Annotated in this window: 8 protein-coding genes; 6 read left to right on the forward strand and 2 right to left on the reverse strand. The window is 46.0% G+C overall.

The annotated features are described in order from the left end of the window. Nucleotides 1–50 precede the first annotated feature (50 nt). Nucleotides 51–1,403, reverse strand: coding sequence for a magnesium transporter (gene mgtE, locus L3J70_04980; GenBank protein ID MCF6235715.1), 1,353 nt, complete (start codon nucleotides 1,401–1,403; stop codon nucleotides 51–53). 322 nt (nucleotides 1,404–1,725) lie between these two features. On the opposite strand from mgtE, the gene L3J70_04985 reads away from it, so the two are divergent. From L3J70_04985 to L3J70_04995, 3 genes are read left to right on the forward strand one after another with little or no spacing between them, the layout of a single operon-like run. Then, nucleotides 1,726–2,898, forward strand: a complete 1,173-nt coding sequence (locus L3J70_04985; protein ID MCF6235716.1) for a cell surface protein — start codon at nucleotides 1,726–1,728, stop codon at nucleotides 2,896–2,898. Nucleotides 2,899–2,916: 18 nt separating this feature from the next. Continuing rightward, nucleotides 2,917–3,825, forward strand: coding sequence for a DUF6384 family protein (locus L3J70_04990; GenBank protein MCF6235717.1), 909 nt, complete (start codon nucleotides 2,917–2,919; stop codon nucleotides 3,823–3,825). 14 nt (nucleotides 3,826–3,839) lie between these two features. After that, a complete protein-coding gene (locus L3J70_04995; protein MCF6235718.1) occupies nucleotides 3,840–5,300 on the forward strand; it encodes a hypothetical protein in 1,461 nt (486 codons plus the stop codon). Between the two features lie 78 nt (nucleotides 5,301–5,378). On the opposite strand, the gene L3J70_05000 is transcribed toward L3J70_04995, so the two are convergent. After that, on the reverse strand, nucleotides 5,379–8,939 hold the full coding sequence (locus L3J70_05000; protein MCF6235719.1) for an autotransporter domain-containing protein: 3,561 nt from the start codon (nucleotides 8,937–8,939) through the stop codon (nucleotides 5,379–5,381). Nucleotides 8,940–9,204: 265 nt separating this feature from the next. Between L3J70_05000 and L3J70_05005 the strand changes: the two genes are divergently transcribed. From L3J70_05005 to L3J70_05015, 3 genes are all read left to right on the forward strand, one after another. Beyond that, nucleotides 9,205–11,535 (forward strand): BspA family leucine-rich repeat surface protein, encoded by a 2,331-nt coding sequence (locus tag L3J70_05005; protein MCF6235720.1) that lies wholly within the window; start codon nucleotides 9,205–9,207, stop codon nucleotides 11,533–11,535. 13 nt (nucleotides 11,536–11,548) lie between these two features. Next, the gene (locus L3J70_05010) at nucleotides 11,549–12,238 is read left to right on the forward strand and encodes a hypothetical protein (protein ID MCF6235721.1); all 690 of its coding nucleotides are present in this window, start codon (nucleotides 11,549–11,551) and stop codon (nucleotides 12,236–12,238) included. A gap of 543 nt (nucleotides 12,239–12,781) precedes the next feature. Next, a complete protein-coding gene (locus L3J70_05015) occupies nucleotides 12,782–13,417 on the forward strand; it encodes a hypothetical protein (GenBank protein ID MCF6235722.1) in 636 nt (211 codons plus the stop codon). The last annotated feature ends 154 nt before the right edge of the window (nucleotides 13,418–13,571 follow it).

Here is a 13,571-nt window from a genome sequence, read left to right on the forward strand (position 1 = left end):
ATGAAGCGTCCTGTGTAAATAGGTTTCTAACCTATCGGCCGCAATCGATTTTACAATAAGACTAATGTCGCTAACCCCAAAAATGCCATGAAGCCAACAACATCGGTGACTGTTGTAAGCATGACGCTGCCACCGAGCGCAGGGTCGGCTCCAAACTTTTTCAACAAGAGTGGAATCATAACCCCCGCAGCGGCTGCAATGACCATGTTGACAACAATGGCAGCGGCGATGATCAAACCAATCTGATAGCTAAACCAAAGCCCTGTAATAATGGCTACAACAATGGCCCATAACACACCATTAATAAACCCCACACTGAGTTCTTTGGTAAATACGCGTGACGCATTGGCTGACCCAACTTGGCCTACCGCCATACCACGAATGACGAGTGTCATAGTTTGACTGCCAGCAATGCCGCCCATACTTGCGACAATGGGCATCAACACGGCAAGCGCAACTATTTTTTCAATGGTGGTTTCAAACAATCCGATCACCCATGAAGCGAGAAAGGCCGTGAGTAAATTAAGCCCCAGCCAGATTGCCCGGTGGCGTGCACTGACCAATACAGGAGCGAACATATCTTCATTTTCATCCAGGCCGCTCATACCCAGCATTGAATGCTCTGTGGAATCACGAATTTCATCGACCACATCATCAATAGTGATGCGCCCAAGCAACTTCCCATATTCATTCACTACGGGGGCGGAAATCAGGTCACGATGTTCAAAAAGATGAGTGACTTTAGAGACCGAAGTGCTCTCAAGCAGTGCTTGCACATCCGACTTCATAACCGTTGCAACTTGCTCTGCAGGTGAATGAGTGAGCAGATCACTGAGCGATAAAACACCAAGATAGAAATCATTGCGATCAACCACAATGAGTTTATCGGTGGTATCAGGAAGTTCACCACGCTTACGCAGATAGCGCATAACAACCTCTAACGTCACATCGCCACGCACGGTCACGGCATCCGTATTCATTAAACCACCCGCGGTATCTTCCGGGTAGGACATGACCGTTTCAAGGCGATGACGATCCTGAACATCCATGGATTGCAATACTTCCTGAAGCACGGCTTCGGGAAGCTGCTGTAAAATATCAGCCAAGTCATCGGCCGCTAATCCCTCAGTGGCGGCAACAAGTTTTTGGGTATCCATTTCATCAATCAGGGCAGAGCGAACATCATCACTCACATGAATCAGTACATCGCCTTCATGCTCACTGCTGACAGCACCCCAGACCAGTTCACGCTCATAAACGGGCAAAGATTCGAGTAAATGCGCGATCTCAGACGGATGCAAACTGCTAAGCATCTGGCGCACGCTAGCCAAAGCACCGCTCTCTAATGTCTCAGTAAGCAGTTTCAGGCGTTCTTGATGATGCTGAGTTGCGATTTCAGGCATTGGTTATCTATTTAGTTTTCGAGGTTTTTATTATGATGATGCATAGTCTAACTGATACAAACACTGTTTTGGGGCGCGATTCAAATAATCCGTTAAATATGGGTTTAGATGATACTGTTTGTGCAAATTCAATTGATGGTATCGATACGACGATATACTCATCTGGAATTTTCAGCACAAATTAAGCTCAGAAAAGTTCGGATAAACTAACAGCATTGCCTTACCCCTACTATTTGAATTATATTAGGGAGCGACCTATGAACTTGTGGGAAAGAGTGTTTACTCTTCCCAATTTCGGCAAACCCGTAAACGGAGCACCATTATGAGCAGTACCCCTTTGAAGTATCTTGATAAAGCCATGAACCAACTTCGTGATCTCGGCTTGGTGCCAGAGACCGTTGAAGAAGCGCCGATCCTTTCTCTGCTTGAACGCATCTCCGATATTGATGAAGAAAAGTCATTAGCCATCGCCCGAACCTTATCCCAAGCGTCTGTTTTTAATGATGTCGTACGAGAACAACTGGGGCTGATGAATATAGGTGAACGTTACGAAGAGATTACTACAGCATTCAATAGTATTCGTGAAGATGCCAAAAGCATGGTTCAGCAGATTGACGACGGTAAAATTGATACTTTTGAACGCATCAGTAATGTATGGATGAAAGTCACACGCGGTGATATCTCTTCCCGCTTTGAGAAAATCAAAAAAATCTATCTGGAAGTCGCCAGCGATACGAATGACCAAATTGAGAGAGAACGCATAATACTCAATGCATATCAGGATTTTCGTGGTGCTATGAAGGAATCCGAAATCTATGCATTGGATATTTTACAAAAGGCAGAAGTGCTGTGGAATAAGACACAGAACGAACTCAAACAGGCTTCAGAAGCCGTGGACAACTTTACCGGTGATGCTCTTGTAGACCGAGCTAAACTGGAACTGACTCGTGACGAACGCATGCGTGAGCTGCAATTTGCTGAAGACCGCTATCAAATCGCTAAAGATCTATCAGACAACCTGACCGTAAACTACAATACTTCAGAAGTGATTATGATGCGTTTGATGCAAACGACCAACGCAAAAGATCGAGTTTACAAACAGTCCATCACCTTCTTCGGCACTAATGAAACCGTCTTCACCGCCCTGTCAGCCTCTTTCACGGGTCTGTTTGGTTTGCATGAAAGCACCCAGGCACTGGAAGCCATGAAAGAAGGTGTTTCCAAAAGCCTGGAAGATCTGGCAGATATTGGTGGCAAGGTTCAAGAGGCGGCGATTAAAGCAGGGTATGGCCCGACGATACGTGCCGATGCTGTAAAAAAACTGGTTGAGTCCGTCGTTAATTTTCAGGAGCGCAGTACAGAAATTATTGCAGAAATGCGTAAACTTTCGACAAACAATGCAGAAGAAATTCGTGATGCCGTTGAAGACGGCAAGCAACGACTGGCTGCCATTATTCGTCGTGGCGACTCTCTACCATTACCACAAAAAGTCTAATTTGGCGGTCTCAGGCTAATGGCGAGCATAACAAAAAAAGTACCACTGGAAGATCTGATGGCGGCCATGGATGTTGTCGATACCCTCCGACACCAACAACTCCTAGTTGACCGCGAGCTGGATGCTGATACCCGCCGTGAGCGGCTGATTAAAAAACTGCGTGGAATCTATCAAGCCCAAGGTCTGGATATTAGTGATCAAGTATTAGCCGAAGGTGTGCGGGCAATGGAAGAGGATCGTTTCGAATATTCGCCGCCCGAAGCCTCCTTCATGAGCCGTTTAGCAACAATTTATGTCAATCGTGACAAATGGTTAAAGCCCGTTATGCTCGGTTTGGCTGTTCTGATTGCTCTGCCAATTTTGTATTATTTCGCCATCATCCGGCCGGGGGTTATTGCCCAGAATGCCTTGCCGAGTCAACTGACTCAGCATTATGAAGAAGTGATCACGGTTGCAAAAGATCAAGGCGTGATCACAAAGGCTCGACAGTTACAAAAAAGTGGTAAACAAGCTCTGAAAAGTGAAAACTATGATGAAGCTCAAGAGGCTGTTGAAGCCCTGAGCTTGATGCTAGGGCAGCTGAAAACGGCCTATACGCTACGCATAGTCCAACGACCTGGTGAACGTTCAGGCTTATGGCGCATCCCCGATGTTAATGAGCGTGCCCGCAACTATTACTTGATTGTAGAAGCCGTCGATAATCAAGGCAATATACTCACACTGCCCATTGCCAACGAAGAGAGCGGTCAGATCAAAAGAGTCAGCAAATGGGGAATTCGTGTTGCGCCCGAAACCTATCAACGTATCGTTGCCGACAAACAGGATGATGGTATCATCCAAAACCGTAACGTGGGCAAAAAAAGTCGTGGCATGCTTCAGCCTGAATACAGCATATCGACCAGTGGCGCTGCCATCACAAGCTGGTAAAGGAATAAAATAACATGATCAGCGGTCTTCAAACTTTACAACATCTTGATCAGGGCGTGGGTTCGGTGCGCCAAGACATTGATCGCATTAGCAGCGACCTAAATAGCACTAATGAGGCACTGCAGGCCAATTTACGCACGCAAGCACAGTCACTAAAACAGTTGGCTAAAGTTCGTCTGGATGAAATTTCACAAAACTCATTTATCGGTGACCTGAATGCCTCCGACCAACGCGCGCTCGCATTCATTGAAAAGCGCCAGCAGGCCTACGTCCAGCTGGAAAGTGACATTACCCACAATACAAAAGCTTTAAAACAACGGGAGCAGGATCGCAGCACCGCACTGGAAACAGTGAATGCTAAAGCCCGCGCCATCATCAATCTTGAAAATACAATTCAAGCTGAACTGGAAGAGGATAGCCGCTACCAAGAGCAACTTCAGAATGCTCGATTGCTTGACAGCATCGCTGACAAAGCCGATGAAAAGGCTAAGATGGCCGAACAAGATCGGCAAGAAAAAGGCAAAGCCTATGAAAATAACCGCCTGTTTATGTACCTGTGGAAGCGTAAATATGGAACATCAGAATACAAAGGCAACCCACTTGTTCGGTTCCTGGATCGCTGGGTTGAAAACCTGTGCAACTATGACCAATACCGAGTCAATTACTGGACTTTGCTTGAAATTCCAAAACGTCTGAACACCCATGCCGAGCAAGCGCGCAAAGATTCGGATCAGGCGCTTGAATTGCTGGCTAAAATTGAGACAGAAAAGACAGAGCAAGCTGGCCTGCCTGCCCTGCAAGAAGATCATTCGAAATCTCTGCAAGCGCTTGACAATATTGATGATGATATTGAGCAACAGGAAAACAGACTCAATGAGCTTTTAAATCAGCGCAACCAATTTGCGGAAGACAAAGACACCTACATGGAACAAAGCCTGCAAACATTGACAGCGACTCTGAACAATAAGAGCATTTACGAACTCAATGATGCCGCGCATAAAACGGTCAGCCCCCAGGATAATCTGGTCGTTCGTGAAATCGCTGAACTACGTAAACAACATGATGATTTAAAGGAAGAACTCAGAGATCACCGTAAGATACATGAAGCCAAACTGGATCGCCTACAGCAACTGGAGAGTATTCGCCGACAATTCAAAAACCGCCGCTTTGATGATGTCCGATCCGGTTTTGGCAATGAAAACCTGATCGTCTCTATGCTTGGCCAGTTTGTCAATGGTCTGGTCAACAGCAATGAACTGTGGCGTGTATTCGAACGCTCTCAGCGCCACCGGGATGTAGGCGCATGGCCAGACTTCGGTAGTGGAGGCTTAGGCCTTCCTGGACGCCGCCGCAGCCCCTGGCATCTTCCCAGTGGCCGTGGCCGATCAAGTGGTGGCGGCTTTCGCCTACCTAAAATTGGTGGTTGGAGCTCTCGCGGCGGTGGTGGTGGCTTCCGCACAGGAGGCGGATTTTAAATTGGACAAGGAGCTCTCGACACCTAAGACCACTACACACCTCTCAGTCCTGAAGGCGTGAGATTTACAAACGGGACTTTAAAACTCAAGCCTCACCCCGCCAGAGAGAGAGTAGGTTTTAATTTTATCCCGCCCAATCACCTGGCTGTAATTAACAAAACCAGAGCGACCTTGCGAAAGTACAGCTGAAAAACCTATGTTCATATTAAAGTAACTCCGATCTGGCTCATCCGTGCTTACTGAAAAGATCGTATTCGAAGTATCATTTAAAAATCGAGCGGTAATAAGGCGGCTATCATCTTTGTATTCACGCTCCCAATCAAAACTCAATTTAGGGATAAACACCCCTTTTTGTGTGCTTATCGCATAGGATGCCTGAGCACCTAGTGCGCTGCTCATTGAGGTTACCTTTTGTTCACCAATCGCTAACAATACCGCAGATGATGAACCATCAGATGAACGCTCGTCATAGCCATCAATATTGGCTACAACATAATTAAAACTGCCATAAGGGCCAAAAGAAAGGCCTTTATGAGCAAAATCATAACCACTACTGACCCCTAAAGAGTATTCATTACCATTGGTCTCTCCCTCCGCGATCTGGTTAATGGTAGAGATCTCAATTTTTCTCATGCTATCCAGACGGCTCCAGCCAAAATTAACAATTCCATCCAAATAAAACTGACTGTTCTGATAATAGGAACCATAAAGCGATAGACTATTGTTATTGATCCTCATTTCGCCACTATTTCCATCAATATCCGCTCGGGTATCTGCCACCCCCACAGCAACGCCCATCACCAGATCACTCCGATAGCGATAATCAACACCAAAGGTCACTCCTTTGGTACTAAAATCATAACCCGATTGATTCGCACTGCCTTCACTGTCTCCCAACGCAATAGTACCGTTGGAAAAAAAGCCAAACTTACTGAACCCATCAGCACTCGCGCCACCTCCTTGAGCATAAGGTAGCAAGCTGCTGAAAAGTGCGCCCGACAGTTGCTGACCATCAACACTCAAGCTCAACTGATTAATACTCAAGCCCCGCACACCCATGCGTAGTGCAGAAATACGAGAGCTGATGTTATTGTTCTGAACGTTAAGTGCTTCCACAGAACTCTTTGCCTGAGCGATCACTTTTTCAGGGGAGAGTTGTTGGAGCGCATTTTGTAAACTTGGCAAGTCGTCAGCGGACTCAGTTAATGCCACACATAGCTCCAGTTTATCCTGATCTTTCAATTCAACAATTTCACCGTCATCTAATGAAGCACATGACTTATCAAGCACCTCAGCAATCACCTGCTGTTTATCATCCAGCTTGGGTTGCTCCTTGGAAAAGCCAGAAGCATTGTCAACAATTCGTAACGTAACCTCCCGAGTATCATCTATCCTAACGCCCCCAGTCGCATTGACAAGAAGAAGCTTGACAGGCTTTTCAGTTTCACCCTGCTGAATTGAGATTTCCAGAGTTTTATCCACACTCTCTCCATCAGTCCACGTCAAAACGTTGTTATCCAGAGCCGTGCCGCCATCAATCTCAACCGTCACCGAAACTTCGCCACGGCTTCCACCACTGCGAGTGACCGCTACCATGGCTTTGCCTTTCTCTTCCAGCGCCCAGAACGTCTCTTTTTTGAACTTTAAAACACCAATATTATTTGCGCCTCCCGAAACTTCCTCTCTTGTCCCTGCTCTGTTAATGATATCCAATGTTGCAAGTCTGGGAGAACCGAGCGCTGCGCCTCCTTCAGGCATACTCAAGGAGAGCTGCAAACTTTCATTTTCTTCTACCACCGAATCTGTTACCACATTAATGGTAAAGCTCTTATTTTCAGCATCACCATCAGCCCAAGTGAGACGACCTGATGCTGCTTGGTAATCACTAACCGCCATCGCATCACCATCCTGACTCTCATATTGCACAGAAACAATCCCGTCACTCCCACCAACACGTTCAACTGTAATAGTGATTGACTTAGCATTTTCTTCAACGGTATAAGTGGCTGCGCTGAATTTAAACATTCCCGCAGCCTCCACTAATGAGCTATTCTCAATATTAAGAGTCACCTGAGAACGCTCACCCAACGCTTCACCCTTGAGCATTAAAGAGACAGTCTCAGTCCCTTCAAGTTCTTCGTCCGTCGCCACCTGAATCACAAAGTTTTTATCCGCCAAGTCGCCACTCCTCCAGGTCAGAGTTCCTGATGCTTCGATGTAGTCACTGCCGGCTGTCGCACTGCCACCACTCGTTGCATAACCCACTCTGACTTCACCGTCACTGCCGCCCACACGTTGAACTGTAATGGTAACTTCGCCATCAACCTCTTTCACTGAATAGTCTGCACTATCAAACTCCAGTACTCCCGGGGTCAATACAGTGCTGTCCACAATGCTCAGGGTCGCCTGAGAACGTTTGTTCAATGCTTCACCACCTGTTGGCTTGCTGAGCGCCAAAGAGACCGTTTCGGCATCCTCTTTTAAATTGTCAGAGGTCACGAGAATTGTAAAATTTTTGGCCACCGAGTCACCATCTTGCCAGGTCAGAGTCCCTGATGTTTCTGTGTAGTCACTGCCTGCTGTCGCTGTGCCAGCACTCGTCGCATAACTCACACTGACTTCGCCATCACTGCCCTCAATACGTTCAACTGTAATAGTGGCGGTTCCATCACCTTCTTTCACTGAATAAGTCGCACTACTGAACTCTAATTTTCCAGGAGTTAATACGGTGCTGTCTTCAATACTCAGGGTCGCTTTGGAAAGCTTACCCAATATTGTACTTTTATTTAATGTACTGAGAGTTAAAGCAACTGTTTCGATACCTTCTTCCAATTTGTCATCAGCAACAGGAATCGTGAAACTTTTATCCTCATTATCACCCGCTTTCCAGCTCAGGATTCCTGATGTCTCAGTATAATCACTGCCTGCCGTCGCGCTACCACTACTGGTCGCATAACTTATGCTGACTTCACCATCACTGCCGCCAGTACGACGAACCGTAATCATTGCTTCTCCCTCACTTTCTTTAACAGAGTAAGTGGCTGCGCTGAACTCTACTGTTCCTGGGGTTGGTGCATCTCCCACTTTAGTATTAATTTTTTGTGGATTCATACCAGATACAGTACAAATATTTTTTAAATCACCTTCAAAATCATCACAATTCACTCTGAAGCTGGCTGAAAACCCCTCTTCATTTTCTCCTATTGCATGAGAAAATTTATAAAGTGTCTTTTCGCCAGGCTCTAATTTGCATTTAAAAACGTTGATAGAACGCGCCTGTTGAGTACACTCAGGCGGTGCAAGAAACATTCTCCTTTTATCGAGGGCAGACCCTGTATTGATAGAAAGATTAAAAGTATTACCCCTTCTATCTTCATGCTTCTTATCATCGTCAATTAAATCTGATTGCAATGAAATACCTGAAACGGCCGAGCTTATTGGAACGACTGGCAGAGCTGGCAAGGTTGAACCAACTGAAAAGCTATACACAACTGTCGTACCTGGAGCCACTGGATTAGCGGGAGATTGGCTTAACGGCCCAACAACAAGGTCAGCAGAAGCAATACCTACAGTAAAAAGAAGAAAAAATAGAGCAAAGAGTCGCTTTTTTACACTACCAATACGCGCTAAAAACACCATAACCGATCCTATTCAGGCATATACTTTATGATATGCTCACTATTATTTAACCAATATTTTCAAGCATTATACCTGACTTATCGCTCTAAAAAAGCGTAAAAATAACCCCTTACCACCTTCCAGCTATTAATCATAAGGGCGACAACGAATTGACACCTAAACCAAGCTCTCGCACAACAAAGCACTGATCTGCTATTATTTGCTCCGTGGCGGGAGCTTCTACGAACTCATAATTTCAATAAAAAAAACAACAGGAATATAGCGCATGCACACTCAAGTGAGAACCCAGCGAAAAAAAAACCTCGGTACTCAATGGTGTCAATATTTGGGTCTACTGCTTTTTAGTTTTATCCTGACCGCTTGTAGTCAAAGCCCAGACCCACAACAAGGTGTTATCTCTGGCGACCAGCTCAGCGCCCCTTTTCCCAAAGCCATGACCGCGCTTGAACTGACTGACACCAACCTGATTGTCGATGTGATTATTAATGGCGACACCGAAAACCCATGGCGGGTTGAAGATCTCGTTGTTGATACGGAAGCAGGCACTTTTTCCGGCAAAATAACCGACTTCCCGGAAGGCACAGCAATGCTCTCCCTGATTTACTCAATCAATGACCCTGCTAAGGGCACTATTGAAGTCACCAGAACTTCAGAAATTGAGGTTGTTGTTGAAGCCAACAAAGAGAACCCCGCAGACTTTTTCTCTACCACTCTTACTTATACCGACTCAGATGGAGATTCCATCAGCAATCTGGATGAGCTGGCGGCGGGCACTGACATTAATGCCTCCAACTATTTTGTAGGGGGAACCGTCACTGGACTGGCTGGAACTGAATTGGTATTGCAAAACAACGGAGGCGATGATCTGGTGACCAAGGCCGATGGAACCTTTACCTTCAGTGTCGCGCTGGCTGATAAAGCCTCCTATGCGATCACAATACTCACCTCACCCACCAGTTCGGATCAGACATGCCAGGTGACCGAGGGCAGTGGACAGGTGAATGGTGCGGCGGTCTCTGCGGTAAAAGTCACCTGTAAAGAGAGCATAAACATCAAAAACAGTGCGCCCACAGCCCGTGATGTCAGCACCACCGACGATAATGGTCAGGGCACTGTGATCGGTGACCGCCTGACGGGTCGCTACACCTTTGCCGATGTGGATAAGGATGCCGAAGGTGCCAGCACTTTCCGCTGGTTACGCAACGGCGCGGCCATTAGTGGAGCCACCAGCACAGGCTATACTCTGGTTGCGGCCGACAGTGGTCAGACTATTGTCTTTGAAGTCACACCCGTTGCTGCAACAGGAAGCACCACTGGCAGCGCCGTAGCCTCGGCGGGCATCACCGTGTTAGATACCACTCCGCCCGTCATCACGCTCAACGGCAGTGATTCCGTTTCACTCGCTCAACCGGATACCTATACAGAGGCCAGCGCCAGCGCCACCGACGATGTGGATGGCAGCGTGGAGGTCATCATCGCTGGCGGTGTCGATGTCAATACTGTTGGCAGCTATACAATCACCTATAGTGCGAAGGATGCCGCAGGCAATAATACCACCATCGACCGCACGGTGGATGTAGTGAACAACGGATTTATTACCACCTGGAAGACTGATAACCCTGGAGTGAGTGACGATAATCAGATCAGGATAGGGACAGAAGGCGGTGGTTATAATTACACCATTTACTGGGGCGATGGTCAAACCGATTCCGGTGTGAAAGGCAGTATCACCCACACCTATGCAGCCGCTGGAACATACACGGTGTCGATCAATGGTGATTTTCCGCGGATTGTTTCTGGCAATTATGATGAAGAAGACCCTGATAGTGATGCTGAAAAACTACTCACCATAGAGCAGTGGGGAAACATCAAGTGGCAGTCGATGAACAGCGCGTTTCGCTCATGTAAAAACCTGGCGGTGAAAGCACCTGATGCACCTGATCTCTCACGCGTAACAGACATGAGCCTGATGTTTCGCGATGCCAACGCTTTCAATCAGAGCCTAGAGGGCTGGAACGTCTCTGCGGTTACAAATATGAATGGCATGTTCTCCGCTGCCAGCGCCTTCAATCAAAACCTGAACAACTGGAACGTCTCTGCGGTTACAAATATGAATGGCATGTTCTCCGCTGCCAGCGCCTTCAATCAAAACCTGAACAACTGGAACGTCTCTGCGGTTACAAATATGAGAAAAATGTTTAGCGAAGCCAACGCCTTCAACCAGGGTTTAAGCAACTGGGACGCCTCTAAGGTGACAAATATGGAGGGTATGTTTGATGGTGCCAGCGCCTTCAACCAAAATCTGAGCAACTGGGATGTCTCTGCGGTGACAGACATGAGCGAAATATTTAACGAAATAACGCTCTCCCCAGCCAATTACGATGCCCTACTTAAAGGGTGGAGTTCACGAAGCCTGCAAAGTAATGTCACATTCGATGGCGGCAACAGCCAGTACTCCAGCACATCACAAGATGCAAGAGACATCCTCATTCAAGGTTTTGGCTGGACAGTCACCGATGGTGGCGTTGTAGACCCTTTTGGCTTGATAGTCATTGATGATGCACCCTTAACTCCAGCGCCGCTCCAAGTCGAATGACCAATGGTGTAAAATGGGCGTTTTTACTTTAAATCAAATAACAATAGGGGGAGAAATGTACATAAAGGAGCTAGGAAAAGCGGTAATAGATGGGATTATATCAATTCCTGCAGATTTAGCATATGGCGCTAGAAGAACCTATGAAGATATTGCGGGTAGTGCCATTGTAAAGGAGCAAAATAGAGCAGAACGCCAGAGGATTATGTATACCTTGAAAATGGGTTTTGATTTTGGATCATCAGAAGCGGGACCAATAAGCAAAATAGTAAAAATTATTATAACTGATTTTTATGATCTTTTACCTGACTCTACGGTAGAAGCCATTGCAAAAAAGGCGGGGCTTGGGACAAGTTACATGTCTGGCCGAGTTGCAACACAAATAGCCCTGACAACATTAGTTGTTAGAAAACTGGCCAAAGAAATTGTACTCAAATCTACCGCAAAACGTATTACAAAGTTTGGTATTGGTGCTGCAGTTTCCGCGCTTTTATTACAAGGCCTTATAGAGAAGGCATCCGGCGCGAGTAAACAACTACAACGAACACACCCAAAAATACATTATTCTTTAAAGGAAAAGAATCTGGATATGGCCTTTATCTTGGTAGAAGATGCTATGAAACCAATTCTTGATGCAATAAAAATGAGTGGTAAAAACAAAGAGGAGTTTAATCGATTGGTTGAAGGAATGATCAATGCAAATTAAGAGAGCTCTTTCATTTGTTTTTGATAGTGCGTATTTCTTATTCACGGCAGTAAGCTGTATATTTTTATTTTTTTTTATAAGCGATAAATTGGCCGTGGAAACATCTTCGCCAAATATCTTTGCAACATTGGCAGTTTTAGTATATTTGCTGCCTATCTATCTATTGTACTCTGCTATATCTAAAAAGCTTGAGTAATCAGGAGCGAGTAGTGGGTTAAACCTGATAAGCATTCTATAATGCGAGGCATGAAATGCTATCAAGAAATCAAATCAACGCCGGCTATGGTATGGCGTTGATCACGCAACCAATACGATACTGGCCTATGTGCTTGGTCGACGCAAAAATCTGAATCTTCGAATCTGAATTAAACGACTGACTCGAAGAACCTGAGCAGCATACGGTTGCTAATCACTCGAACCAAGGTCTTTCAAATTTAGGTTGACAAAGTCTGATCATCGAACGGTATAATCAGAATTACTGATGTCACCTCGCTTGCTTACCTCTTGAGGTGAAATAACAATAAACAACCTCACTGGAATAAAATGATATCTCTTCGTATTTTCAGATCCTCACTGATTCTGCTTCTGTGTCAATCACTTGCTTTTTCACCAGTCGTTTTCGCCGAACAACTTGCCTTGCCCTCCGGCGATCTGATCGCCCCCAAAATAGTTTTCACCCCCATAACAAAACCGATCAATGCAGATGAAGCTTTAGAACTGAGCGCAACAGTGACAGATAATGTCGCAGTGCAATCGGTTACACTCTTTTACCGAACGATCGGCACTTCAGACTATGAGCGCACCGCCCTACAGCGTGAAGAGCAGACCGACCAGTATCACACCACGATCGACGCAGTTCAGAGCCCCGGCATCGAATATTACCTACAGGCCACCGATCTGGCAGGCAACACACTATTGCGAGGTTACTCTTTCTCTCCCCTCATCGTGAACGTCAACACTGCGGTTGACTCCCCAACCACAGAAAGTACCGCCTCAATATTAGAGGCAGAGACAAAACCAGAAATAGAGATTGAAAAATCATCAAGTAAAAAGTGGTTATGGATAGGCCTCGGCGTATTAGCCGTCGGTGCGATAGCAAGCAGTGGTGGAGGGAGTGACGGTGATGATCCAGCACCCACAACGGGTACAACAATAACAATTGGCGGATCTGCCCCATAAAGAATTTTACTCTGACCCCAAAATTACGGTGATGGCTTAAAGCTGTAATTATTTGATATAATAGCATTTATGAAATGTTATGAAGAAGTTAAATGCCCGAAGTGTGGTGGCAACCAAATAATGAAATCAGGGCTTAGCAACAAAGGAGCTCAGC

It is taken from the genome of Gammaproteobacteria bacterium, from assembly GCA_021648145.1.
Taxonomy (GTDB): domain Bacteria; phylum Pseudomonadota; class Gammaproteobacteria; order JAADGQ01; family JAADGQ01; genus S141-38.